This is a genomic window from Gammaproteobacteria bacterium (assembly GCA_024235095.1).
Lineage (GTDB): Bacteria > Pseudomonadota > Gammaproteobacteria > Competibacterales > Competibacteraceae > UBA2383.
The window spans coordinates 1,183,654-1,207,915 of sequence record JACKNC010000001.1 but is presented as its reverse complement, the minus strand read 5'-3'; the positions used below and the strand labels follow the sequence as shown (position 1 = coordinate 1,207,915).

Genomic DNA, 24,262 nt, shown 5'->3' with positions numbered 1-24,262 from the left:
ATACCTTCATTGGCGAACATCGCCAAACACTGACGCGCGAGGCATTGCGTCACCACCTGCCGGTATTCGCCGCCACCGAGCGTCCCATTTTCGATAGCCCCATCATCCTTGGGCTGGTGGCACCCTACTGGCATCTGGGTCGTTTCACCGCCTTCAAGGTTGAGCAAATCTTGCTCCAGAACCAAAAGCCCTGGGATATTCCGATTGAAACCCTCCATCGCCTCACCTATTTCGTCAAGTTGCCGGTCGCTCGCCAACTGGATCTTTACCCGCCACTGGCGATCCTCAATTATGCCGAGGTGCTGGAATGAGTCTTGATCACCGGATTGAAGTCCCGACTGACTTTCGCCGCATCGGACTGCTTACCCGGCGAGACGGCCAACCGGTGCAGGTTCCCTTTTTTGCTCGCCTGCTGGAATCAGCTGCGCTGGCTGAAGTGCAGGATATCCATCAGGAAGCGTTGCGCAGAGTGCCGGAGCCGGGACTGGTGCGCGTGGACTCCGAGGCTTTTTTTGCCCACCATTTCAACGGCGAAGGACACACCCTGGGCGTGTTCGCCGGGGATCGATTGATCGCCTATGGGATTCTGGGCTTACCGGCAGGGCCGGATTACCGCTATGACCGGTTCCTTGAGGATCTGGGTCTGCCGGCCAGCGAATGGAACCGGATGGCCCAGTTGATCGGAGTGGCGGTGCGGCCCGAATGGCGCGGCAACGGCTTGCATCGCCGTTTGTGCGAGTGGCGCTTGGAATTGGCCCATGTCGTTCATCGCTGGCAGGTTGCTGCGGTTTCCGCGCCCGGTAATCCGTACAGTTGGCGTAATCTGCTGGCGGTTGGGTTGCGGATCAAAGGCGTCAAGTGGCTCAGCGGCGATCAGCTTCGCTATCTGCTCCATGCCGATCTGCGCGGTTCATCGTCTCTCGATCCCGCCAGTGTCGTGACCATCGAAGTTTCCGCGATGGCTGAGCAACGGCGTCTGCTGGCAGCCGGTTACTGGGGTTATGCTGCTGCTATGGAACAGAACGTTCTGCGCCTGCGTTATGCGCGTCCCCTCCCGCCATGAAATTGCGCACCCGCATCACCCTGAGCGTCACGCTTTCTTTCATCGTCGTGGCCGGTGGCCTGATGCTGGAAGGACGGTTACGTGAATGGGAGGCCGAACGCCGCTACCAGGAAATGCTGCTGACGGGCTACCAAAACACCTGGAACGGCATTGCCAGCGCTGAATTGCAACGCCTGACATCCCTGATTCCGACGATTACCCGCAATCAAGAGGCATTACGCACGCTGACGCAGCGCGATCGCGCCGGTTACGCGCGGAGTCTGGTGGAATTCGTCGCCAACTTGCAAACCAGTGCTCCGCCGATTTCCTTTGAAACCGTCATCTTGAATGGCAATCTATTCTTCAGTACCGAAAACGACGATTTTATAAAGGATGGCTCATCTGATCCAGCCAAGCCGCGCGTACTGTCTCCACAGTTGATCGACGCTACACTCCGCGCGGGTCAACCTCTTCTGGGACTCGTTCCGTTGCGTGCTGGCCATTACAGCCTGGCTGTCGCCTTTCCATTGTTAGATCGAACAGGCCCCACCGCGATCAGCACGCTGTATCTGCATGTCGATCACCTGCTGCCGGCTTTCGCCGCTAGCGTCAACGCGCCAGCGTTTTTCCAGTACGACAACGGCGCCCTGGATCAAGGCACCGATCCGACATTATGGCAACGCTTGGCCAATCAATTGACGCCTCACCACGACCGCCGGGTTCGTAATGAATCCTATGAGGGTCGAGTCTACACAGTTGCTGGATTGCCCTTGCAGGATTTGTTTGGCGAGAAGGCAGTGATTTTGCTCACTATCGAGGATATTACCACAGCCTACTGGCGGGATATTCTGCTGGACGCTCTTTCGCATGGCAGCGTCATTGTTGCGCTTACCTTGTTTCTGGGAGGACTGCATTGGTCATTGCGCCGGGCGTTCTGTCCACTGAATCAGGTCATTGGCGTTCTCAACGCTCTGGGTCGCGGCGATGCCCGCATGCCGAAGCTGACCGCCAATTCCTCCCGTGACGATGAAATTGGTCGTCTGGCCAATACCGTTGAGCAGTTTCATCAGGCCCAGGTCGCGCGCAGCCAATTGACCAAGCTGCGCCAGGAGTTACACATCGCGGCAAGCATTCAGCGTTCGTTGCTGCCGGCCAGTTTTCCGAAAAGAGCAGCGTTTGATTTATTTGCTGAATTGCACCCGTTTGGTGAAGTAGGCGGCGATTTTTACGATTTCTTTGATCTGCCTGATGGCCGTTTAGGACTGGTCATCGCCGACGTATCGGACAAGGGCGTCGCCGCCGCGCTATTCATGGCGGTCGCCCGCACCGTCATTCATGCCGTTGCGCAAATCGTGCCAGACCCAGGGTGCTGCATGGAACAAGCAAACGCCTTGTTGAGCGAGGACAATGCGACGGCGATGTTCGTCACTGTATGCTATGGAACGCTTGATCCGGTCAGTGGGGAATTTCGCTATGCCAACGCCGGGCACAATCCTCCCTACCGTATCGCCGCCGATCGCACGGTGACGGCGCTGCCCTTGACCGGCGGCATGGCGTTGGGGATCATCGGCGACTTGCCCTTCGCTGAGGGGCGTCTCGTCCTGGAGCCGGGCGAGCGCCTACTGTTTTACACGGATGGCGTGACCGAGGCGATTAACCCACGCAACGAGGAATTCACGACCCATCGCCTTGAGGCGACATTAGCGCTGGCGCCGGACAATCCCCAGTCGCTCATCGCCACCGTCACTAAAGCGGTACAGACTTTCGCAGACGGCGCGCCGCCCGCTGATGATTTGACCCTGTTGGCGCTGGCGTATCGAGGACCCGCTCAGGAATCCTTGAAACCAGCGGGCCTTAAACCGCGATGACCCGGTGGCGAATGGCCACCAGAATGCGCTGGTGCAATTCCCGCCAGGAAAACTGCTCGGCCAGTTCAGCAACCACCGACAAACGCACCCACAATAGATTCGTGGTAGCCACCGATTGCTGAGGATCCAGCATTTCCAGGGTCGTCAGCAATTTTTCAGTCAGTTGCTCCAAACAGCGATAGACTTCAGCTGTTAATTGGTGCAGGGACTCGATTTGCACACTGGGTTCCAGACGCGCGGCGAATCGGTAGAGCAATCCCAGTTGGCGTAGTCGACCCACAAAAATGGCTTGACCGAAGACGAAAGCAGACTCCCCAGGCTCCATCACACGGCTTCGCTCCTGTTCGAATTGCTGAATCAATTCATCGGCGAGCAACCGGCCCAACGCCTGGGTGCTTCCGAGAAACTCGGTCATTGTCGTCCCGCCTGGCCCGACCGCTTCCACAGCGGCGGTTCCCGCGCCCCATTCGAGCAGACGCTCCGCCAATACAATCATTTCCTCAACTTCGATCAGCAGACTCGTTACCTCGAAACGCGCTAATGGATCCTGACTGTCGAGAAACTGACGGATCAGTGCATTGATTTTGCTCATGACCTGATTTGCGAACAGCAACAGCGTCTGCTGCATGGTGCGCATTTCAACATCAGCGCCTAATTCCTCCAGAGCCAACTGTAATAATTCCAGCCGGGTGAAATCCGCAGAAATACGGATCAGCTGGGGGTTATCTTCACTGAATAGCAACCGATTTAATGCATTCGAGTAGTGGAAAACTGCGCTGGTCAGTTCCTGGATCATCTGATCGCGCGCCGCATCCAGGGTTGACGCCAGGCCGAGTCGATGCGCCGCATCACGGAGTAGCGCAAACAACCCGATCAGCTCCAGCCAGTCGCCGCGCGCTTCAACCAGGACTTGCCCTGGAAGGGGCGCGTCGTGGTGAATCCGTTCAACCAGAGCCATCAACGTCTCGCCAGCGCACCATTCCTGCAGGCGTTGTCCTGCAACATTACTTTTCATTTGCGACGGTACGCGCGCTTTCAGGGCAAACCACCGGTCAAACTGTTCCGCCAGCTGCTGAAGTCGCGGTCGAGTGGCCCGTTCCATCAAACACTGTTGCATCAAGGCCGCCATCTGCTCAACCAGTGTCTCGGTGGTCAGAATGACGATGGTGGATTGTTCCTGATCAGACTGGGCAGGCAGGACGGCTGATTTTGCCTTTTCGCCCTTGGCGGACAACGCCACCGTGGCTTCCAGCGCATTGATCCGCGCCTGGCGCAGCGCCGCGGCGAATTCGCGCGCGTTCTTAAAGCGCTGGGCCGAACGCTTGGCCAGCGCTCGCTGCAGCAGGCCGTCGAATACTGTGGGTAATTCACGGTTGATGGCTGAGGGCGGCGCAGGCTCTTCCTGTAGAACCTTGTGCATGAGCGCGGCTAATGAATCGGCGACAAATGGCTTACGATGCGTCAACAGGTAATAAAACACCACTCCCACTGAAAACAGGTCGGCGCGCTCATCGACCGATTCCCCACGCAATTGCTCTGGCGGCATGTACAATGGCGACCCGAGCAATTCGCCGGTATGCGTCAGTTCGGAACCATGGATATGGGCGATGCCGAAATCGGTCAAGGCGATCGTGTAGTCGCGACGAACCAGGATATTTGACGGTTTGATGTCGCGGTGAATGACGCCTTGCCCGTGAGCATAGGCCAGGGCGCTCAATATCTGGAGTACGATGGCCAGATTCATGCGCAACGGCAGCGTTGGCTGCTGTTCCAGCAACTGCCCGAGTTCCTGACCTTCGATCAGCTGCATGGTCAAATAGAGAATCTCGTCCTGCTCCCCGTAATCATGGATCCGCACAATCAGGGGATGACGCAGGCGCATGCCAATTGCGGCCTCCTGGCGAAACCGACTCAGTATCGCTTCTCGCTCCGGTCCCACCAACAGATCGGTATGCACCGTCTTAATGGCGACTGGCTGGTTATCGCTGAGACGGACGCCCCGATAAACCATACCCATAGCGCCACGACCGAGCAGGGTTTCGATACGATAAGCGCCCAGATGTTGGCCCGTTCGCAGCATGGCGGTCTTCCTCGCAAAGCAACCCGCGGAGTGTGCGATTAGCCGAAAGAAGCGATTGCGGTCTCGACCGTCGAGTGGATAGAGAAAATCGCCGAAAATCCGCTGATATCGAACACCTCGCGCGGGTTGTCGCGCAGCGCAGCCAGAGCTAGTTGACCATTGGCGGCGCGCGCCTGCTTGGCCGCGACCAGCAGGACCCGTAACCCGGCGCTGCTGATGTATTCCAGCGCCGCGCAATCCACCAACACCTTGCCGCTCTCATTGAGCGCACTCAACAGGCGGCTTTCGAATTCGCGACAGTTCAAGCTATCCAATCGGCCCACTGGCCCCAGCACAATGATATTACCCTGGCGTTGTTCCTGAATATCCATCATGTTTTCCCCGCTTGGTTGGTCGTACTTATCCTAGAAGTTTATCGTTAGTTGACCTGGATGGCGAAGATGACAAAGCGGTCACCTTTTAGCTCCAATTCTCCTACGAAAGAATAAATGATGATTGATTGTTATACCGCTGCTCAATAGAAATTGAGCTTTTGCAGGAACTGGCTTGTTGGTGATCCAATGGATTATCGCCTGCAAGCCGACTCCTGCAACTCGGTATTCGGTATGACTGTGACTTAGTCAAACAACCCCGCCACTGACAGATAACGCTCGCCGGTATCATAGCAGAACGTCAAAATCCGGCTGCCATCAGGAATCTCCGGCAACTTTTGCGCAATTGCTGCCAGCGATGCGCCCGAGGAGATGCCAATGAAAATGCCTTCCTCCTTGACGCAACGGACAGCGTACTTAAAGGCATCCTCATGGGCGACCTGAATGACGCCGTCCAGGATTTGCGTATTTAGCACCTTGGGTATAAAACCAGCGCCAATCCCCTGAATTGGGTGCGGACCGCGCTGGCCGCCGCTTAGGACCGGCGAGGCCGAAGGTTCAACCGCCAACACCTTCAGATGCGGGAATTTTTCCTTCAACACTTCGGCGCAGCCGGTGATATGGCCGCCGGTGCCGACTCCGGTAATCATGAAATCGAATCCTTCTGGAAAGTCGGAGAGGATTTCCTGCGCCGTGGCGCGGCGGTGGATTTCCACATTGGCGGGATTTTCGAACTGCTGCGGCATCCAGGCGTTGGGCGTGCTTTCCAGCAGCTCCTGCGCTTTCTCAATAGCGCCCGGCATCCCCTTCTCCTTGGGTGTCAGCACCAGCTCCGCGCCGAGCGCCGCTAGATAGCGCCGCCGTTCCAACGACATCGATTCCGGCATGGTTAGGATCAGTCGATAGCCCTTGGCGGCGGCGACCATGGCTAAACCGATGCCGGTGTTACCCGAGGTCGGTTCGACCATCACCGTGCCAGGTTTGAGTAAGCCGCGTTCTTCGGCGTCTTCAATCATGGCTAATCCAATGCGATCCTTGATGCTACCACCAGGGTTAGCCCGCTCCAATTTCATCCAGACCTCGACCTTGCGGTTGGCAAACAACCGGTTGACGCGGACATGAGGGGTATTGCCTATCGTTTCGAGAATGTTGCGTGCTTTCATCGGTACAATCCTCCAGTCAGGGGATAGGGGCGTGGCGCTTGGTCGGATGCGGTTGGTATGGCTCCATGAAACTTATTATATTGAAAATGCATGGATCAGCTTTCGCGGAATGCGGCGACATCCGGTTTGCCTGTTAAACTTACCCGCTATCAATGCTGTCCATGCTTAACCATAGCAGAAGCAGCAATCCAAACATAAAGAATAATGAAGCATTTTTTTATAATGAGCGGCAATATGACTTTTTGTCGCCGCCCGCATTCCAAGGAGACTCCAGATGACCGAAGGCCGCTTTCATGGCACCGAACGCTATGTTGCCACTGATGATCTGATGATGGCGGTGAACGCTGCCGTAACCCTGGGTCGGCCCCTGTTGGTGAAAGGCGAGCCGGGCACTGGCAAGACCCAGTTGGCCGAGGAAGTCGCCCTTGCCCTCAACCGTCCGTTTATCCAGTGGCATATCAAGTCGACCGTCAAGGCCCAGCAAGGGTTGTATGAATACGATGCTGTCTCGCGGCTGCGCGATTCCCAACTGGGCGAAGGGCGAGTGCATGACATTAGCAACTACATCGTCAAGGGTAAATTGTGGGAAGCATTTACCGCCGACGTGCAACCGGTGTTGCTGATCGATGAGATCGACAAAGCTGATATTGAATTTCCGAATGACCTGCTGTTGGAACTCGACCGTATGGAGTTCTATGTCTACGAGACGCGGCAGACCGTCAAGGCCCACCACCGTCCAATCATTATTATCACCAGCAACAATGAGAAGGAATTGCCGGACGCCTTCCTGCGCCGTTGCTTTTTCCATTACATCCGCTTTCCCGACAAGGAAACCATGGAACAAATCGTGCGGGTGCATTATCCGGATTTGAAGAAACGGTTGCTGAGCGAGGCGTTGGAAGCGTTCTTCGAAATTCGCGAGGCGCCGGGTCTGAAAAAGCGACCTTCTACTTCGGAATTGCTGGACTGGATCAAACTATTGGTCGCCGAAGACATCCCGCCCGAAGCCTTGCGCGGTGACCAGCGGAAGCTGATTCCGCCACTGTATGGGGCGTTGCTGAAGAATGAGCAGGATGTGCATTTGTTTGAGCGGCTGCTATTTATGAGTCGCCGCAAGAAGGATTGAATGGAACGACGCCCCGCTCTCTCCCCCGGCGTGAGCGTCAAGGTCTCTCGCGGAGAAGATCGATGATGACCGACTTTTTTTTCAAGCTGCGCAAGGCCAGTATACCTGTCACCTTGACCGAATTTTTAACCCTGCTGGAAGCTCTGCATCAGCGGGTCACGGCTCATAGCGTTGAAGAATTCTATTATCTGGCGCGGGCGGCCCTGATCAAGGACGAACGCCATTACGACCGCTTCGATCAAGTGTTCGCCAGCCACTTCAAGGGACTGGAAACCCTGTTCGATGGACTGGTCGGCGCTAAAGTACCGCTGGAATGGCTGCGCAAGTTAGCGGAGTTGACCTTGAGTGAAGAGGACCAGCAACTGATCGAGTCGATGGGGGGCTGGGAAAAATTGATGGAAACCTTTGCGCAACGGATGGCCGAGCAGGAGGGACGTCATCAGGGCGGCAATAAATGGATCGGCACCGCCGGCACTTCGCCTTACGGAGCCTACGGTTACAATCCGGAAGGCATCCGCATCGGACAGGATCAGTCACGTCATCGCCGGGCGGTCAAGGTCTGGGACCGTCGCGAGTTCCGCAATCTGGACGACACGGTGGAACTCGGGACGCGCAACATCAAGGTTGCGCTGCGTCGTCTGCGCCGGTTTGCCCGTGAGGGCGCGGCTGAAGAGCTAGACTTGGACGACACAATTCGTTCCACTGCGCGCAATGCGGGCTGGCTGGATCTGAAAATGGTGCCGGAGCGGCATAATGCGGTGAAAGTGCTTCTGTTTCTGGATGTGGGCGGCTCGATGGATGATCATGTCCGGGCCTGCGAGGAGTTGTTCTCGGCGGCGCGCAGCGAGTTCAAGCATCTGGAGTATTTCTACTTTCATAACATGGTCTACGAGGGGCTGTGGAAGGATAACCGCCGCCGCTACACCGAGAAGATCGACACTCTGACGGTGCTGCATACCTTCACGCGGGATTACAAGCTGATTCTGGTCGGCGACGCTACGATGAGTCCTTACGAGATCACCTATCCAGGAGGTAGCGTCGAGCATTTTAATCCCGAGGCCGGCGATGTGTGGATGAGTCGGCTACTTGCCGCGTGGCCCCGTGCGATCTGGCTGAATCCCCAGTCGTCCAACCGCTGGAGTTACATTCCTTCGATTCAGATGGTTCGCGAGCTGATGAGCGACCGCATGTACCCCCTCACCCTGGAAGGACTGGAGCAGGGGATTCGGGCTTTGCAACAGTTGCGGTAGCCGTAACCTTATGCCTTTTCTTTCACGAAAGAGGGATAAATGATGAATGCTGTACCGAATGCTCCGCAAAACTGGCCGCCTTGGGAAGAGGATATGGTGGCGATTCGCGTTGAGGTAAGGCGCGAAATGGAAGGGTTAATCACTGAGGATGAAACGCCAGTGGATAATATTCTGTCAGAAAAACAGAAACGTTTGCTGACCGAACCGCTCTATAGCGCCTGGACGGGGCCGGCAGAGTATGCGCCCGGTCACCGACCCTTCCTGGCCCTGGCGAATGTTGGCCTGTTTTACGCCTTGCGCGAACCGCCACTGGTTCCAGACGTCATGCTCGCGCTGGATGTCGTAGGTCTTGGCGCGGATTTGAGCGAAAAAGCCAACCACTCCTACTTTACCTGGGAACAGGGCAAACCGCCACTGGTGGCGATTGAGATTGTATCTAATCGGGAAGGTGGCGAAGATCAGGAGAAACTCCACAAGTATGCGGCAGCGGCTGTTGGCTATTATGTAATCTTTGACCCATGGCGTCAGCTGTCTGACCGAATGTTGCGCATTTACCAGTTAGTGGGCCAAGCCTATGTGGAGAAAGTCGGCTCGCAGTTCAAGGATGTGGGTCTGGGAGTGACGCTCTGGCAAGGAAAATATGAAGGTGAGCATCAGCTGGCTGCGCTGGGTTGATCAAACCGGTCAGCTAATTCCGACCAGTGCCGAGCGCGCGGGGAGCGCTGAGCAACGCGCGGAACGGTTGGCGGCGCAGTTGCGAAAGTTGGGTATTGACCCCGTTGTTTAACAACGATCTTGGGCGAGCGACGCATGATTATCGGTTCAGGTCAACGATGGATGAATTAATCATCATTCAGGCCAGGATGAGTTCCAGCAGACTGCCTGGCAAAATTCTGGCGGATCTGGGATCCGTTACTCTGCTGGAGTTGCTGATCCGGCGTTTGCGCACGACAACTTCAGGTCTGCCGCTGGTGGTGGCGACTTCCGATCAGGCGGACGATGACCCGGTTGAGTCATTTTGTCAGGCGCGAACGGTCAACTGCTTCCGGGGTTCACTGCGCGACGTGGCGGGACGGTTGCGGGAAGACCTATGGTGGGGTAGATGGAATGCGGCGGCAATTCGCCAAAATTATGGCGCTTCCGTATGAACGAGCCGGATAACTGTCAGCGGGTAGCGCGCGTTCGCGTCTTTGCCCGGTGGCGTGGGATCGATGAAAGGCAACAACCGCGCTTACTGGATGTCAGCGCCGGGTTGGGTGTATTCCCTGCAGTAATAGATGAAAAAATGGTTAGTGGGTGATGGCGTTGGAACGGGATGCGCGCACGGTGGAGTACCTGCAAAGCGTGGTAAGTGTTGATTCTTTGGTCCAGGATTTGCTAGAACTGGAGATGTAGGCTTGTTTGATGCGATCCCCTTTAACAAGATGCCTGAACATGTGGAGGACCCTGCGGCGCTGTTGATTGCGGCAAGGTGGTTGCTGACGCCAAAAGGCTTTGTCTATGGGGATCCGCTCCGCTCACACGGTTTAGGGGGAGGGGAGGTGAACAGAAATTCCCGGTCTCTATTTTCCAGGATATTGAATATCCCAAAGGCGTTTTTCTTAATGCAGTCCTGCATATAAATAAAAAAATTGATGAAAATCAATTATTAATCAACTGGTCGGGAATTGCTGGGAGGCAAAATCTTCCCTACTCCTATTGTGCCCGAATGAGAATCAAGATGAATCTGACAAATAAAACTTTATTAATCACTGGTGGCACGGGTTCGTTTGGCCGCAAGTTCACCGAACTGGTCCTGCGGGAACACGAGCCTCGTCGGATCATCGTGTTCAGCCGCGATGAACTCAAGCAACACGAGATGAGTCGCCTAATTCCGGATAAACGACTGAGCTTTTTCTTGGGTGACGTGCGCGACCGGGACCGTTTAACCCGGGCGTTCGAGGCAAAAGTGGATATCGTGGTCCACGCAGCGGCGCTCAAGCAAGTGCCAGCCTGTGAATATAACCCCTTTGAAGCGATCAAAACTAATGTTCTTGGTGCTCAGAACATCATCGATGCTGCTATTGACTGTGGGGTAGCCAAGGTCATTGCGCTAAGCACTGACAAGGCAGTCAATCCAGTGAATCTGTATGGAGCCACCAAATTGTGTGCGGAAAAACTGTTTGTGCATGGCAATGCTTACACGGGCGACCGCCCAACTTGCTTTAGCTGTGTGCGTTACGGCAACGTGGTGGGAAGTCGAGGCAGTGTGGTCCCAGTATTTCTCAGCCAGCGCACCAATGGCGTGGTAACGATTACTGATCCGCGTATGACCCGTTTTTGGCTGACTTTGGAACAGGGAGTGCGATTTGTCATTCAGGCGATTGGGTTAATGCGGGGAGGTGAGGTATTTGTTCCGCGTATTCCCAGCATGGGTATCCTGGATTTGGTAAAGGCAGTAGCGCCCGATTGCCAAGTGCAAGAGACCGGAATTCGTCCCGGCGAGAAACTTCATGAATCACTCATCTCAGTGGATGAGGCGCGACATGCTATAGCGTTGGAAGATCTGTTTGTGATTCATCCAGAGCATTCCTGGTGGTGCTGTGAGAAGAGTTTGCAGGGGCAATCGTTGCCGGATGGTTTTGCTTATGCTAGCGACAGTAATGATCAATGGTTATCGGTGGATGAACTACGTGGGATCGTTGAGGCCACTTATTGATGGCAAATCCACTGGCGGATGATGGGACATTTCGGGCCATGCTGCCTTATGGCCGTCAATGGTTGGATGAAGACGACATTGCAGCGGTTGTCGCAGTATTGCGCTCTAATTGGTTGACCACCGGACCAAAGATAGCTGAATTTGAACAGGCTTTTGCCGATTTCGTGGGAATGCGCGAAGCCGTAGCGGTCAGCAGTGGCACAGCAGCGCTGCATACGGTAATGGCTGCGCTGGGCATAGGGCCTGGGGATGAGGTGATCGTGCCAGCCATGACCTTTGCAGCGACGGCGAACAGCGTGGTGTTTCAGGGAGGAACGCCGGTGTTCGCTGATGTTGACCCGGAGACGCTGTTGCTAGATCCGGATGCGGTGGATGCGCGCATCACCTCGCGCACCCGGGCGGTGATCGCTGTGGATTATGCCGGCCAGCCATGTGATTACGATGCGCTGCGGATGATCGCTGATCGTCACGATCTGGCTCTGGTCGCAGATGCCTGCCATGCGTTAGGTGGAAACGACCAGGGGCGTCCGGTTGGCAGTCTTGCGGATTTGAGCGCCTTCAGCCTGCATCCAGTCAAGCCGATCACGACAGGCGAAGGAGGTGTAATCACCACTGATGATCCACAATGGGCGCAGCGGATGCGGCGATTCCGCAATCATGGCATTGCCACTGATCATCGTCAGCGGGAGCAACAGAATTCCTGGTTCTACGAGATGGTGGAACTGGGTTATAACTACCGTCTCACTGATTTTCAGTGTGCGTTAGGCATCAGTCAGTTGCGCAAGTTGCCCAATTGGGTGGCCCGGCGTCAGGCAATCACCCGGGTTTATGACAAAGCGCTGGCGGAAATCCCCGGCGTCAAACCGCTGGCGGTGCGGGCCAGCGTTAGTCATGCTTATCACCTATATGTCGTGCGACTGGACCCGGAGCAGCTGGGAAAATCGCGTACTGACATGTTTGCAGCGCTGCGGGCGGCAGGGATTGGCGTGAATGTGCATTATATTCCCGTGCATCTGCATCCTTTTTATCGGGAACGGTTCAGGACGGGACCAGGACTTTGTCCGGTGGCCGAAGCGGCCTATGAACAGATTCTCAGCTTGCCGATTTTTCCGGCAATGAACGATCATGATGTAGACCAAGTAATAAGCGCACTTGCCAAAATCATGGGGATAGACGATGCGAATGGAGGAAGGCGGGCATGAAACTAGCCATTATTCCAGCGCGCGGCGGCAGTAAGCGTATCCCGCGTAAAAACATCAAAAATTTTTGCGGCAAGCCGATGATTGCTTATTCCATTGCCGCGGCGCGCGACAGTCGGCTTTTCGATAAGATTGTAGTCTCGACCGACGACGTAGAGATTGCCGAAGTTGCTAAAGTGTATGGCGCTGAAGCACCCTTCATGCGTCCGGCAGAATTAGCGAACGATTTTACGGGAACAACAGAGGTTATCGCACATGCCACGCAATGGATGATCGATCAGCAGCAATCTGTTGAGGCCGTGTGTTGTCTCTACGCGACCGCCCCTTTTGTCCAGGTCGAGGATCTCCGACGTGGACTACAAAAGTTGCAAACAGGCGCTTGGGCTTACGCTTTTACCGTCACTGAATACGCCTCACCGATCTTTCGCGCATTTCGCACCCACCCAGAAGGCGGGTTGCAGATGTTCTTCCCGGAGCATTTCACCACACGTTCGCAGGATCTGCCGGTTGCGCTGCACGACGCTGGACAGTTTTATTGGGGTCGGCCAGAAGCATGGTTATCTCATCAGCGCGTTTTTGATCGGCATTCTTGCCCAATCCTGATACCCCGCTGGCGAGTACAGGATATTGATACGGAAGACGACTGGCGGCGCGCTGAACTCATCTATCAGGCATTATTTGAAAAAGGTCAACCATCTAATGACGTTGGATAAAACATTTAAGACTGAACAGGAAGCATTCTGGGCTGGCGAATTTGGCAACGAATACATCGGGCGTAATCAGGGAACCCAACTACTCGCTTCGAATTTGGCGTTGTTCAGCAGGGCTTTGGCAAAAGCGCAAAAAATCAGGGCATGCATCGAATTTGGCGCGAATGTGGGTATGAATCTGCGCGCTTTAAAATTGCTGTACCCGGAACAAAACCAGTATGCAGTCGAGATTAACCCAGACGCAGTCAGTCAATTGCGCCGGCATCTTCCCCCTGACCAGGTATTTGCGACCTCGATTCTTGACTTTGATCCATCGACAGTGCGAAAGGTGTGGGATCTTGTGCTCATCAAGGGGGTGCTGATTCATATCAATCCGGAATTTTTGGATTTGGTCTATGCCAAACTGTATGAAGCGACAAGCCGCTACCTGATGGTGTGTGAGTATTATAATCCAACCCCGGTCAGCGTTAATTACCGTGGTCATTCAGATCGGCTGTTCAAAAGGGACTTTTGCGGCGAGATGCTGGACCGGTATCCGGCGCTGCAATTAATCGACTATGGATTTGGTTATCACCGCGATCCCAGCTTTCCGCAAGGCGATGGCACCTGGTTTCTGATGGAGCGCAACCGCTTACCTTGACCCAGCGCGTCAGGATGTATTTATGTCCTCTGTACAGAGACGCTTCTTGACGAAATTTACCATAACCTATTGATTCTAATTTTCTTATTTCAACCGGAACGCGCTATATTGCTCAGTATGCGCCTGAAATATTAGAGATTGCGCCCACATATCTGCTTATCATCGAGCTTCCATAGAGGCGTTCGAGGAAGCCAGATATACAGTTGACGCTTTTAATTTTTGAAGAATGGTAAAGCCTGAAGATTCAGGCTTACATGTCTGCCATAAATCTGTAGATGAATGATATGGGCCAGCACGGTCAATCAAGCGTTAAGGAAACTGATGAACGGATCAGACAGATTCTCAAAAAGTATCCTCGGATTCGTTTGGTTGTGCTGTTCGGTTCTTTAGCAAAGAATGCTGCACGCATTGACAGTGATATCGATCTCGCTGTAAGCGCCGATAGACCGCTAGATGCCAATGAAAAAATGCAATTGATCATGGATCTGGCGGAAATCACAGGACGGCCGGTTGACTTGGTGGATTTGTCTACGCTTGGCGAACCCTTGCTGGGGCAGATTATCGCTAATGGACGAAAAGTGCTGGGTGACGATTCCCACTTCGCTATGCTTTTAAGCAAGCATCTTTTTAATCAAGCCGATTTTATGCCCTACCAAAAGAGAATTCTTCGAGAAAGGAGGCTGACATGGATTGGCCTTTGATCGAGCAAAAACTGGAATCCTTGCGGCGTTGTCTGCGCCGCGTTGAAGAGAAATGCCCGAAGGATGTTGAAACCTTAGTGCAAGACTATGATGCTCAGGATATTCTCACTCTGAATCTGACTCGCGCCGTGCAGCTTTGTGTTGACATCGGAGCGCATCTCGTTTCTGGAACCGAATTTCCCCCACCAGACACGATGGGACAAACATTCGATATCTTGATGGATGCCGGAATCATTGCTGCTGAATTGGCCAAACGTATGAAAAAGGCGGTAGGGTTTCGCAATCTGGCTATTCATAACTACGACGTAATTAATTGGACCATCGTTTTCGCAATAGCCCACGATCGATTGACGGACTTCGAGGATTTCGCTAAAGCAGTTGTAATGGCAATGCCTCGGTGAACAGGGTTGAACAAGAATGAACGGTTATGTTTATGAAAAGGTATTGGAGTGAATAGACAACAGCCGCCAAACAGTGTAATGAGCTTTCGGGCTAACAGTGATGGTTGAAATCAAGCACAAACCGCGAGTCGTGATTCGCGCCGACGCCTCGATTCAGATCGGTTCAGGCCATGTGATGCGTTGTCTGACCTTGGCGGATGCGCTGAGGGAGCGTGGGGCGGATGTGCAATTCATTTGCCGGGATTTGCCGGGGCATCTGGGCGGAGTGTTGGCCGACAAAGGCTATCCTGTTTATTGGTTGCCCGCTTCTGGTGAAGATGAAACGGTAATTCTGGCCCATACTGCCCATTCAACTTGGCTGGGGGTACCGTGGACGGTGGATGTCGACCAGACGCAGGCATGCCTGGCAGGATTATCAGAGATTGACTGGTTGATCGTGGATCATTATGCCTTGGATCGGGCGTGGGAGTTGCGGATGCGGCCACTGGTAAAGCGGATTATGGTGATCGATGATTTGGCCGACCGTCCGCATGATTGCGATCTGCTGTTGGATCAAAATCTACATGAGGAGATGGAGTGCCGCTATACGGAGTTAGTGCCAGCGAATTGTCGTCAGTTGCTGGGGCCACGCTATGCGCTGTTGCGTCCGGAGTTTCGCGAGGTGCGGAAGCAGTTGCACCAACGGGATGGTGTGGTGCGTCGGATTCTTGTGTTTTTCGGCGGCTCCGATCCGAGTAATGAGACCGCCAAGGCGTTGCGGGCCATTCGGAGGCTGGATCAGCCGGATATCGCAGTGGATGTGGTGATTGGCGCGGCTAATCCCCATTGGAGGGAGATTGAGGCGTTGTGTGCGAAGCTGCCAAATACCAGCTTTCATCGCCAGGTGACCAATATGGCGGAATTGATGGCTAGGGCGGATTTGGCGATTGGGGCGGGTGGTGTCAGTACTTGGGAACGCGCGGTATTAGCGATGCCAAGTTTGGTAATCGCCGTGGCTGAAAATCAAATACGCGTCGCCGAAGATTGGGCAGCTACCGGCGGATGTTGGTACCTTGGCCATGCTGAAGCCGTGACCACCGACTACATTCACCAGGTATTACAGGTGCTATGTACCGCCCGGTTTTTAGCTAAAGCTATGAGTTCACGTTCCAGTGAATATGTAGATGGTCGCGGCGTAGGACGGGTTGCCAAAATATTTATGGCAACTCAGCTTGTCTTACGGTGTGCAGTTCCTGACGATTGCCGTAACCTTTATATTTGGCGGAATGATGAGGTTACACGCCGCTATTCTGGGGATGGTTCGCCCATTTCCTGGGAGACTCACTGTCTATGGTTCAGCAAAGCCATTGGGAATACTGCTAGCCTGCTGGTTATCGGCGAACATGATGGTCGCCCGGTTGGGGTATTGCGCTTCGATTTAAAGGGCAAGCAGGCGACGATATCGGTGTATCTTGTTCCTGGGAACCAAGGGAGTGGCTTGGGTACTGCGCTGATCGAAGCCGGAACACGCTATGTTGCTCAACATGTCCCTCAAATATCCGAAATTATTGCCCAATTATCTGTGCATAACCAGGCTTCTAAAGGTGCGTTTGAGGGAGCTGGGTATGTGATTGATTCACTCAAATTCAGAAGGACAGTAAAGGATTCAAATGATCATTGGTGAGAGACAAATCGGACGTGCTGAGGCGCCTTTCATCGTCGCCGAGATGTCCGGCAACCATAATCAATCACTGGATCGAGCGTTGGCGATTGTTGATGCAGCAGCTAAAGCTGGGGCGCATGGCCTGAAGCTGCAAACCTATATGCCCGATACCATGACACTGGATTTGGCTGAAGGCGAGTTTTTCATTTCCGACCCAAACAGTCTGTGGCAAGGCGCTTCTCTCTATAAGCTCTACCAGGAAGCCTATACGCCTTGGGAATGGCATCAGCCTATTTTCGACCGCGCCCGCGAACGAGGTCTGGTTGCGTTCAGCACCCCCTTTGATGAAACGGCAGTGGATTTTCTGGAGACGCTGAACGTACCCTGTTATAAAGTCGCCTCTTTCGAGAATACTGACCTGTTGCTGATCCGCAAGATTGCTCAGACCGGCAAGCCAATGATCATCTCTACCGGTATGGCCACAGTGGCGGAGCTGGATGAGACCGTGCGCGCTGCGCGCAGGGCGGGTTGTCGAGACCTGGTTCTGCTCAAATGCACCAGCACTTATCCGGCGACGCCGGAGAATACCAATCTGCTGACCATCCCCCACCTGCGGGAGTTGTTTCAGTGCGAAGTCGGGCTGTCCGACCATACTATGGGCATCGGCGCCGCAGTGGCCAGCGTGGCGCTGGGTGCGGCAGTAATCGAAAAACACTTTACCCTGCGCCGGGCGGATGGAGGCGTAGACAGCGCGTTCTCGATGGAACCTAAAGAAATGCAGGCACTGGTGATAGAGAGTGAGCGAGCCTGGCAGGCGCTGGGCCGGGTCAGCTATGGCGCGACTGAAGCTGAGAAGAAATCATTGGTATTCCGGCGGTCGCTCTATGTTGTCAAAGATATGAAAGCTGGGGATATCTTGACCGAAGAGAGCGTGCGGTCTATTCGTCCCGGCTTAGGATTGCCGCCGAAATATCTGGATCAGGTACTGGGAATGCGCGTTAAACAGGATGTGAAGCGAGGGACTGCTTTAGTATGGGAGCTATTGGGATGAGTTTTCGTACATTAGTGATAGGATTAGGACAGATAGGCATGGGTTATGACCTGCGCCATGATCCGGATCAATTTATTTTGACCCATGCGCGGGCTTTTCAGGTTCATCCAGGCTTTGAGTTGGTGGGCGGCGTTGATCTGGATTCTGAACGCGTATGCCGATTTGAAATGGAATACTCGCGGCCAGGCTACGTTGATCTAGCATCTGCTCTACATGATCTAAAGCCGAATGTGGTCGTCATTGCTACCCCGACCGCACTGCATTATCAAACGGTCAGCACAGTGCTGGAAGTGATTAAACCAAGCGCAATTCTTTGTGAGAAACCACTGGCTTATGATTTAGATGAAGCAGCAGCTATAGTGACAGCCTGCGAGGATCAAGGCGTTAAACTTTATGTCAACTATATTCGCCGATCAGATTGCGGTGTTGCTGAAATCAAAGCGCGAATTAATGATGGCCGCATTACGCAATCGATTAAAGGCGTATGTTGGTATTCAAAGGGGTTATTTAATAATGGTTCACATTTTCTTAATCTATTACAATACTGGCTGGGCGAGGTCGTCGATTACCAAATTCTGAATAAGGGACGGTTGTTGAGTGGGCTTGACCCAGAGCCAGATGTGTGTATTAATTTTGAGCGGGGAACTATTTATTTCCTAGCTGCGCGGGAAGAATATTATTCTCACTACACGATTGAATTGATCGCCGGCAATGGCCGTCTGCGTTACGAGTGTGGTGGTTCGCAAATTCTTTGGCAATCGGTGATCGCCAATCCAACCTGTGAAGGTTATCAGATTCTTAACTCAATACCTGAAGCGATAATCTCTAATCTGGATCGTTGTCAGTGGCAGGTCGCTGATCAATTAGTCGCTGATTTAGCCCATCAGGAAGCGCGAATCTGCTCTGGATCTGAAGCGTTGTATACCTTGAAAGTTCTCAATCAAATTGTACAAAGCCGATGAATAACGCAATCATTACAGAAAAGCTCGCCCTGTTGGGTGGGGCCAAAACGATTAAGCGTCCATTCAAGCGCTACAACCCTATCGGCATTGAAGAAGTGATTGCGGCTAGGCAAGTGGTGGAAAGCGGGATATTATCGAAATTTCTAGGCGCTTGGCACGATGATTTTTATGGTGGCCCCAAGGTGCAAGAATTTGAGCGGGCCTGTGAAGCGTATTTTGGCGTCAAGCATGCGGTCACCGTCAATTCTTGGACGTCGGGTTTAATTGCAGCAGTGGGAGCAATAGGCATTGAACCGGGTGATGAGGTCATCGTTAGTCCTTGGACCATGTGCGCCAGCGCAACGGCGATTTTGCACTGGAATGCGATTCCGGTGTTTGCAGATATTGAACCGGAAACCTTTAACCTTGACCCCCAATCAGTTGAGGAAAATATCAGTCCTTACACCAAGGCGATTATGGCGGTAGACATCTTCGGCCATTCAGCAGATATGGATGCGCTGATGGCGATAGCTGATAAACATAATCTTAAAGTGATTTCTGACACAGCTCAAGCGCCGGGTGCGTTTTATAAGAGCAAATATGCGGGCGCCTTGGCGCATGTGGGCGGCTACAGCCTCAATTATCACAAGCACATTCACACGGGTGAAGGCGGGATTTTAGTTACCGATGACGATGAAATTGCTGAACGGTTGCAACTTATTCGCAACCATGCTGAAGCGGTAGTGGGCAGCAAGGGAGTTGCTAATCTCGCTAATATGGTTGGCTATAATTTCCGCTTGGGAGAAATTGAGTGTGCGATGGGAATCGAGCAGCTTAAAAAATTGCAAGGACTCGTAGCTACCCGGCAACGCACTGCGGAGCGTTTGACTGCTGGATTGAGAGAACTAGAGGAATTGCGCACTCCCGTCATCAAGCCTGATTGCACTCATGCTTATTATGTCTATCCCATTGTTCTTGACGTAGATCGTTTAGGCGTTAGCCGTGAGAATATCTATAAGGCGCTAGTAGCTGAAGGGGTCGATGGACTGGCCGTAGGATACGTTAACTTGCACCTGTTACCGATGTATCAGCAGAAGATGGCTTATGGTTCAAAAGGGTTTCCGTGGACATCGAGTATTTGTCATCGTGATGTGAGTTATAGCCGAGGTATTTGTCCCATTGCAGAGGAATTACAAGAGAAGAGTTATCTAGGCTATGCGATGTGTCTAAACGATCTGAGTGATGAGGATGTAGATTTGATAGTAGCGGCGTTTAGAAAGGTATGGACTTGGATAGAGGTATTACGATGATTTATACATTTTTAAAATATCACTAGGATTATAGATAGTAAACTATCTAATCCTAAAAACTAGGCTCAATATGGATTCCAGGCTGTTGAAGATGGCTCGCCCTGCCAAGGGACAGGAGCTACACTGAAGAGGTTTTGAACCGCCGCGCTCCAGGTTTCCCGTCGATGATCAACCTTCAGAATCTACTGGACGATGTCCGGTGTTACGAAACGGTCCGCCAACTGCGCTGGCCCGATGGGGTTCACTGCCCCCATTGTGGGGCGGCGAACGTGACGAAGCAGGGTCACGACACGACCCAACCGGCGCGACAGAAATATCGGTGTGCTGGGTGCCATCGCTCTTTTGACGATCTAACCGGGACGGTGTTGGCCGGCCACCACCCGCCGTTACGAATTTGGATATTATGTTTATATTTTATGGGTTTGAACTTGTCTAATGCCCAGATTGCCCAAGAGTTGGCGTTGAATCCGGAGACGTGCAGCGGATGACCGAGCAACTGCGCCAAGGTATCGTCGCCCGCCAACCCGAACCCACCTTGGCGGGGGAAGTGGAATGCGACGAGGTCTATATGGTGGCCGGGCATAAAGGGCATCCGGACGCGGTGAAAAAAAAGGCCGCCGCGGGCGGCGTCGCCGGCTGAAGGGGGCACGGGGTCGAGGCACCCTGGAGCAGGAAAAGCCGCCGATTCTCGGCATGATTGAGCGCGGCGGCGCGGTGGTCGTCCGGATGCTGGATAATGTCCAGCAAGCGACCATCCAACCGCTCCTTCAGACTTTCATCGCCCCGGGAACCCGGGTGTATACCGATGAATATGCAATCTATAACCCATTGAAGGATTGGGGCTTTGATCATCATACGGTGTGTCACAGCCGGGGTGAATACGCCCGCGACGACGATGGCGATGGCTTCCATGAGATTCATGTCAATACTGCTGAGGGTTTCTGGTCCCTGTTGCGTTCCTGGTTGCGACCCCATCGAGGAATTTCGCAAGAAAAGCTGCCGCTCTACCTGGGCTTCTTTCAGTTCGTGCATAACGTCCGCATTCGGGGCAAAGGCTTGCTCAGACCTCTCTTGGAACTGCTGGTCGCCTAACAACGCCAACTGACTGGAATCCATATTGAGCCAAAAACTAATACTATAGGCTTGCCAACGATTATCCCTACATTATCAACGAACTGAGCGTTAATCAAATTGTCTAATAACTATAGAAGACCTCTTTAGAGACTCTAAATTTATAGAGGAGGTGCGGCAATGAACGCGGAATGGATGTTTGATGCACGTAAAATACCGGATGAAGTGATGAATTACATCCGGCGTATTGCGGTTCGCGCGGTCGAAGAGAAGCATTATGGTCCGGAGCTTGTTGCTGATTTTTTGGGTATCGACCGAACGAGTATTTATGATTGGCTTCGCAACTATCGTTATGAAGGAGAAGAAGCCCTGGATACCCGGAAAGCGCTCGGCGCCACGTGTGTGATGACTCCGGATATTGATCGATGGTTAAAAGAAACGATACTCAATACGACGCCGGCGGATCATGGCTATGATACGGTTTTATGGACTTTAGAGATCATGGTTAATTTATTGAAAGAGTACTTTGGTTTATGGGTATCGGATGCCACGGTTCGTCTGCATTTACATCAATTAGGACTGAGTTGTCAAAAACCTTGTTATCATGCCTTAAACCAGGATCAGGAGGAAGTTAAAAAGTTTATTAATGAAGAATTTAAAGAGATTCAGAAGCGGGCTCAAGAACTTGGAGCGGATATTGCGTTTCAGGATGAGTCATGGGTTCAAGGCCATACGCGTTCTGGACGGACGTGGGGCTTAGTCGGTCATCCGCCTGAAATTAAAGTGAGTGATGACCGGGGTGGGTTTCACATTTTATCGATGGTTACGGCGACGGGCGAGTTAATATTTGAAGTGACCACTCAAAAATGAGTGAGTGGGGTTTTCATTGCCTTTTTAGAGAAGGCATTAGAGGGTCGAGAGCGCCCATTAATTGTCATCACGGACAATGCGTCTTATCATACCTCGAAAGAAGTCAAAGCCTTTCTTGAGACGCATCGAAAACAAATCCGCTTGTTCTTTCTTCCCCCCCACTCGCCAGAGTTAAATCCGGATGAACAGGTTTGGAATGAGATCAAAAATGATCATCTGGAAAAGGAGCCAATTAAAAACCGGGCTGATTTCAGAGCGCGCGTTTATTCTGCTTTGGAAAAGCTAAAAGAATTTCAGGAAAGGGTCAAATCATTTTTTAGGCTCCCTGATACTCAATACGCTAATCCTGAAAAAGCTCCAGCATGATTTTTGTGGGGATAACTATTAGCAAGACAATACGATTTTTTGGAGATGCATATGCGGAATTATAAGCCGACGGTACTATTAATACGGATACCAGAGATAGAGTATAACATCAAGAACAACGATGTAAGAAGCTTCACAGTTAGCGGGCTTGTAGTTCCGTTAGGAGTAACTTATTTGGCTTCGGTAATCAGAGATAAGAGTGATTATGCTGTTAAAATTTTAGATCTGTATGCTGATCACTACGAAGAATATATCTCTAGATTTGCTACAGACCCTCAATATCTGCTGGAATTGTCTTTGCGTAGCATTAGCTGTGAAATCGAAGCTTGTAAGCCGGTAATTATTGGTTTTTCAGCAGTATTTAATTTTCAGCATGAATTAGCTAAGAACCTAATTGAGGGTACCAAAATCAAGCATCCTGGAGTGAAAATCTATCTAGGCGGTTACCCCACAGTATTTCCTGAGATGGTTATAAAAAATATTCCAGCTCTTGATGTGGCTTTTATTGGTGAGGCTGAAAAGACAATTTTAGAAGTATTGGTAGCTGAGAAGTGTGGTCAGTCTTTAAAAAACATTAATGGTATAGCGGCTAGGGAAGGCGGGGCGATCTTCATAAATGATAGGCATAACTTTGAAATTGAACTGGATAAAATTCCTTTTCCAGCATTCGACATGTTGCCGCTGGATAAATATAAAAAGATTCACGGCCATTTAGAATTACCCTTGATGACTTCGCGCAGTTGTCCTTTTTCCTGCAATTACTGCTCGGTTGATCTTTATTCAGGGCATATGTTGCGGCTACGTAGTACTGCTAATCTTATACAGGAGTTAGAACAGTTACATGAGGATTTTAAAATCAGTTCGCTGGCGATTCGTGATGACAACTTTGTTGTCAACAAAAGACATGCTAAGGCATTTTTAGAGGCTGTGCTGGATAAAGGTCTAACCGTTCCTTGGTTAGAATCTAATGGATTCCATGTAAATAGTTTGAATGAGGAATTTTTAGATCTTTGCAAAGCTACTTCTTGCTCGCAGGCAATTATGGCTGTGGAGTCTGGATCGCTGCGCGTACTTAAGGAAGTAATGAACAAAAAAGTGAACCTGGATCATGGCCGAAAGATGGCAGAGTACTGTAGGAAAATTGGGCTACCGCTACAATGTTATTTTGTAATTGGCAATCCTGGCGAAACTACCGATGAAATTCAGCAGACTATTAATTATGCTTTAGAATTGCAGGTAGACCACTGTACCTTTTCTATCGCTACTCCATTTCCCGGTACAAAATATTACGATTTAGCGATTGAGCGTGGCTATTTAGTAAATGATAGTGAATTTATTTTAGGTATGAAATACATGGGAGCAACTATGAGCACTGAGCATTTTAGCGCTGAAAAATTAAAAGGCATTCAGTATGATGCTAATATGAAAGTTAATTTTTTTGGCTGTAAGTTGTTGCGTGAAGGTAAGCCTTCTTGGGAAAAGGCGTTGGATAAGTTTTCCTCCATCGCTAACCAATATAAATTCCATGCTGTGGCGCGGTTGCTGCAAGGTTATTTATATGGACTTCTCGATATGCCCGAAAAACGAAATGAAGTTTACATTCAAGTTAAGGTTATGCTATGCGATGAAGGGATTAATGCAGCTTATATCAAATACTTTTCATGGGAAAATCCGCCAGTTAATGATTATCGCCAGTGGCTAGGTACTCACTAAGAAATTCATATAGGTAGGATAGGTAGATGTGCTGTTAACACTGTTATGT

At 52.1% G+C, this 24,262-nt stretch carries 24 protein-coding genes and 1 pseudogene; 22 read left to right on the top strand and 3 right to left on the bottom strand.

Translation table 11 applies throughout. The annotated features are described in order from the left end of the window. The first annotated feature begins 44 nt into the window (after window positions 1–44). From H6973_05400 to H6973_05390, 3 genes are read left to right on the top strand one after another with little or no spacing between them, the layout of a single operon-like run. Window positions 45–311: a hypothetical protein gene (locus H6973_05400; GenBank protein MCP5125075.1), complete on the top strand. Its 267-nt coding sequence runs from the start codon at window positions 45–47 to the stop codon at window positions 309–311. Next, window positions 308–1,063: a hypothetical protein gene (locus tag H6973_05395; GenBank protein ID MCP5125074.1), complete on the top strand. Its 756-nt coding sequence runs from the start codon at window positions 308–310 to the stop codon at window positions 1,061–1,063. Before H6973_05400 ends, H6973_05395 begins: the two co-directional genes overlap by 4 nt. Continuing rightward, complete coding sequence (locus H6973_05390; protein MCP5125073.1) at window positions 1,060–2,910, top strand: serine/threonine-protein phosphatase; 1,851 nt, start codon at window positions 1,060–1,062, stop codon at window positions 2,908–2,910. The genes H6973_05395 and H6973_05390 overlap by 4 nt, the downstream gene beginning before the upstream one ends. Here the strand turns inward: H6973_05390 and H6973_05385 are convergent. The 3 genes from H6973_05385 to cysK form a co-directional block, all read right to left on the bottom strand. After that, a complete protein-coding gene (locus H6973_05385) occupies window positions 2,897–4,990 on the bottom strand; it encodes a serine/threonine protein kinase (GenBank protein MCP5125072.1) in 2,094 nt (697 codons plus the stop codon). The two genes, H6973_05390 and H6973_05385, sit on opposite strands and share 14 nt — an antisense overlap. A 38-nt stretch (window positions 4,991–5,028) precedes the next feature. Beyond that, complete coding sequence (locus H6973_05380; GenBank protein MCP5125071.1) at window positions 5,029–5,361, bottom strand: STAS domain-containing protein; 333 nt, start codon at window positions 5,359–5,361, stop codon at window positions 5,029–5,031. 245 nt (window positions 5,362–5,606) lie between these two features. Continuing rightward, window positions 5,607–6,524 (bottom strand): cysteine synthase A, encoded by a 918-nt coding sequence (cysK, locus tag H6973_05375; GenBank protein ID MCP5125070.1) that lies wholly within the window; start codon window positions 6,522–6,524, stop codon window positions 5,607–5,609. Window positions 6,525–6,798: 274 nt separating this feature from the next. On the opposite strand from cysK, the gene H6973_05370 reads away from it, so the two are divergent. The 19 genes and pseudogenes from H6973_05370 (at window position 6,799) to H6973_05280 (ending at window position 24,213) form a co-directional block, all read left to right on the top strand. After that, entirely contained in the window at window positions 6,799–7,650 is an 852-nt protein-coding gene (locus H6973_05370) for a MoxR family ATPase (protein MCP5125069.1), read from the top strand. 62 nt (window positions 7,651–7,712) lie between these two features. Continuing rightward, window positions 7,713–8,900: a VWA domain-containing protein gene (locus H6973_05365; protein ID MCP5125068.1), complete on the top strand. Its 1,188-nt coding sequence runs from the start codon at window positions 7,713–7,715 to the stop codon at window positions 8,898–8,900. Between the two features lie 39 nt (window positions 8,901–8,939). Further along, entirely contained in the window at window positions 8,940–9,575 is a 636-nt protein-coding gene (locus H6973_05360; GenBank protein MCP5125067.1) for a Uma2 family endonuclease, read from the top strand. Beyond that, complete coding sequence (locus tag H6973_05355) at window positions 9,547–9,687, top strand: hypothetical protein (protein MCP5125066.1); 141 nt, start codon at window positions 9,547–9,549, stop codon at window positions 9,685–9,687. Before H6973_05360 ends, H6973_05355 begins: the two co-directional genes overlap by 29 nt. A 76-nt stretch (window positions 9,688–9,763) precedes the next feature. Further along, window positions 9,764–10,048: a hypothetical protein gene (locus H6973_05350; protein ID MCP5125065.1), complete on the top strand. Its 285-nt coding sequence runs from the start codon at window positions 9,764–9,766 to the stop codon at window positions 10,046–10,048. A 572-nt stretch (window positions 10,049–10,620) separates the two neighbouring features. Next, on the top strand, window positions 10,621–11,598 hold the full coding sequence (gene pseB / locus H6973_05345) for a UDP-N-acetylglucosamine 4,6-dehydratase (inverting) (protein MCP5125064.1): 978 nt from the start codon (window positions 10,621–10,623) through the stop codon (window positions 11,596–11,598). A gap of 38 nt (window positions 11,599–11,636) precedes the next feature. Further along, the gene (pseC, locus tag H6973_05340) at window positions 11,637–12,800 is read left to right on the top strand and encodes a UDP-4-amino-4,6-dideoxy-N-acetyl-beta-L-altrosamine transaminase (GenBank protein ID MCP5125063.1); all 1,164 of its coding nucleotides are present in this window, start codon (window positions 11,637–11,639) and stop codon (window positions 12,798–12,800) included. Next, the gene (pseF, locus tag H6973_05335; GenBank protein ID MCP5125062.1) at window positions 12,797–13,510 is read left to right on the top strand and encodes a pseudaminic acid cytidylyltransferase; all 714 of its coding nucleotides are present in this window, start codon (window positions 12,797–12,799) and stop codon (window positions 13,508–13,510) included. Before pseC ends, pseF begins: the two co-directional genes overlap by 4 nt. Continuing rightward, window positions 13,497–14,147, top strand: coding sequence for a pseudaminic acid biosynthesis-associated methylase (locus H6973_05330; GenBank protein ID MCP5125061.1), 651 nt, complete (start codon window positions 13,497–13,499; stop codon window positions 14,145–14,147). Before pseF ends, H6973_05330 begins: the two co-directional genes overlap by 14 nt. 284 nt (window positions 14,148–14,431) lie before the next feature. Then, complete coding sequence (locus H6973_05325; GenBank protein MCP5125060.1) at window positions 14,432–14,848, top strand: nucleotidyltransferase domain-containing protein; 417 nt, start codon at window positions 14,432–14,434, stop codon at window positions 14,846–14,848. Then, a complete protein-coding gene (locus H6973_05320) occupies window positions 14,833–15,249 on the top strand; it encodes a DUF86 domain-containing protein (protein ID MCP5125059.1) in 417 nt (138 codons plus the stop codon). Before H6973_05325 ends, H6973_05320 begins: the two co-directional genes overlap by 16 nt. Before the next feature lie 100 nt (window positions 15,250–15,349). Next, the gene (pseG, locus tag H6973_05315; protein ID MCP5125058.1) at window positions 15,350–16,912 is read left to right on the top strand and encodes a UDP-2,4-diacetamido-2,4,6-trideoxy-beta-L-altropyranose hydrolase; all 1,563 of its coding nucleotides are present in this window, start codon (window positions 15,350–15,352) and stop codon (window positions 16,910–16,912) included. Further along, on the top strand, window positions 16,899–17,942 hold the full coding sequence (pseI, locus tag H6973_05310) for a pseudaminic acid synthase (protein MCP5125057.1): 1,044 nt from the start codon (window positions 16,899–16,901) through the stop codon (window positions 17,940–17,942). The genes pseG and pseI overlap by 14 nt, the downstream gene beginning before the upstream one ends. A 38-nt stretch (window positions 17,943–17,980) precedes the next feature. Further along, window positions 17,981–18,904, top strand: a complete 924-nt coding sequence (locus H6973_05305) for a Gfo/Idh/MocA family oxidoreductase (GenBank protein ID MCP5125056.1) — start codon at window positions 17,981–17,983, stop codon at window positions 18,902–18,904. After that, complete coding sequence (locus H6973_05300; protein MCP5125055.1) at window positions 18,901–20,193, top strand: DegT/DnrJ/EryC1/StrS family aminotransferase; 1,293 nt, start codon at window positions 18,901–18,903, stop codon at window positions 20,191–20,193. The genes H6973_05305 and H6973_05300 overlap by 4 nt, the downstream gene beginning before the upstream one ends. Before the next feature lie 164 nt (window positions 20,194–20,357). Beyond that, window positions 20,358–21,285 (top strand): annotated as a pseudogene (locus H6973_05295) (IS1595 family transposase). Window positions 21,286–21,444: 159 nt separating this feature from the next. Next, window positions 21,445–22,134: an IS630 family transposase gene (locus tag H6973_05290; GenBank protein MCP5125054.1), complete on the top strand. Its 690-nt coding sequence runs from the start codon at window positions 21,445–21,447 to the stop codon at window positions 22,132–22,134. Continuing rightward, window positions 22,135–22,500: a transposase gene (locus H6973_05285; protein ID MCP5125053.1), complete on the top strand. Its 366-nt coding sequence runs from the start codon at window positions 22,135–22,137 to the stop codon at window positions 22,498–22,500. Window positions 22,501–22,551: 51 nt separating this feature from the next. Beyond that, window positions 22,552–24,213, top strand: coding sequence for a cobalamin B12-binding domain-containing protein (locus tag H6973_05280; protein MCP5125052.1), 1,662 nt, complete (start codon window positions 22,552–22,554; stop codon window positions 24,211–24,213). The last annotated feature ends 49 nt before the right edge of the window (window positions 24,214–24,262 follow it).

What these genes read in the sequence shown, in the direction of transcription:
- H6973_05305 (MCP5125056.1), top strand. Translation starts at nt 17,981, where the DNA reads ATGGGTTATGACCTGCGCCATGATCCGGATCAATTTATTTTGACCCAT.
- pseB (MCP5125064.1), top strand. Translation starts at nt 10,621, where the DNA reads ATGAATCTGACAAATAAAACTTTATTAATCACTGGTGGCACGGGTTCG.
- H6973_05380 (MCP5125071.1), bottom strand. Translation starts at nt 5,361, where the DNA reads ATGGATATTCAGGAACAACGCCAGGGTAATATCATTGTGCTGGGGCCA.
- H6973_05395 (MCP5125074.1), top strand. Translation starts at nt 308, where the DNA reads ATGAGTCTTGATCACCGGATTGAAGTCCCGACTGACTTTCGCCGCATC.
- pseI (MCP5125057.1), top strand. Translation starts at nt 16,899, where the DNA reads ATGATCATTGGTGAGAGACAAATCGGACGTGCTGAGGCGCCTTTCATC.
- H6973_05325 (MCP5125060.1), top strand. Translation starts at nt 14,432, where the DNA reads ATGGGCCAGCACGGTCAATCAAGCGTTAAGGAAACTGATGAACGGATC.
- H6973_05280 (MCP5125052.1), top strand. Translation starts at nt 22,552, where the DNA reads ATGCGGAATTATAAGCCGACGGTACTATTAATACGGATACCAGAGATA.
- H6973_05300 (MCP5125055.1), top strand. Translation starts at nt 18,901, where the DNA reads ATGAATAACGCAATCATTACAGAAAAGCTCGCCCTGTTGGGTGGGGCC.
- H6973_05360 (MCP5125067.1), top strand. Translation starts at nt 8,940, where the DNA reads ATGATGAATGCTGTACCGAATGCTCCGCAAAACTGGCCGCCTTGGGAA.
- H6973_05290 (MCP5125054.1), top strand. Translation starts at nt 21,445, where the DNA reads ATGAACGCGGAATGGATGTTTGATGCACGTAAAATACCGGATGAAGTG.
- pseG (MCP5125058.1), top strand. Translation starts at nt 15,350, where the DNA reads ATGGTTGAAATCAAGCACAAACCGCGAGTCGTGATTCGCGCCGACGCC.
- H6973_05350 (MCP5125065.1), top strand. Translation starts at nt 9,764, where the DNA reads ATGAGTTCCAGCAGACTGCCTGGCAAAATTCTGGCGGATCTGGGATCC.
- H6973_05330 (MCP5125061.1), top strand. Translation starts at nt 13,497, where the DNA reads ATGACGTTGGATAAAACATTTAAGACTGAACAGGAAGCATTCTGGGCT.
- H6973_05320 (MCP5125059.1), top strand. Translation starts at nt 14,833, where the DNA reads ATGGATTGGCCTTTGATCGAGCAAAAACTGGAATCCTTGCGGCGTTGT.
- cysK (MCP5125070.1), bottom strand. Translation starts at nt 6,524, where the DNA reads ATGAAAGCACGCAACATTCTCGAAACGATAGGCAATACCCCTCATGTC.
- pseF (MCP5125062.1), top strand. Translation starts at nt 12,797, where the DNA reads ATGAAACTAGCCATTATTCCAGCGCGCGGCGGCAGTAAGCGTATCCCG.
- H6973_05385 (MCP5125072.1), bottom strand. Translation starts at nt 4,990, where the DNA reads ATGCTGCGAACGGGCCAACATCTGGGCGCTTATCGTATCGAAACCCTG.
- H6973_05390 (MCP5125073.1), top strand. Translation starts at nt 1,060, where the DNA reads ATGAAATTGCGCACCCGCATCACCCTGAGCGTCACGCTTTCTTTCATC.
- H6973_05365 (MCP5125068.1), top strand. Translation starts at nt 7,713, where the DNA reads ATGATGACCGACTTTTTTTTCAAGCTGCGCAAGGCCAGTATACCTGTC.
- pseC (MCP5125063.1), top strand. Translation starts at nt 11,637, where the DNA reads ATGCTGCCTTATGGCCGTCAATGGTTGGATGAAGACGACATTGCAGCG.
- H6973_05370 (MCP5125069.1), top strand. Translation starts at nt 6,799, where the DNA reads ATGACCGAAGGCCGCTTTCATGGCACCGAACGCTATGTTGCCACTGAT.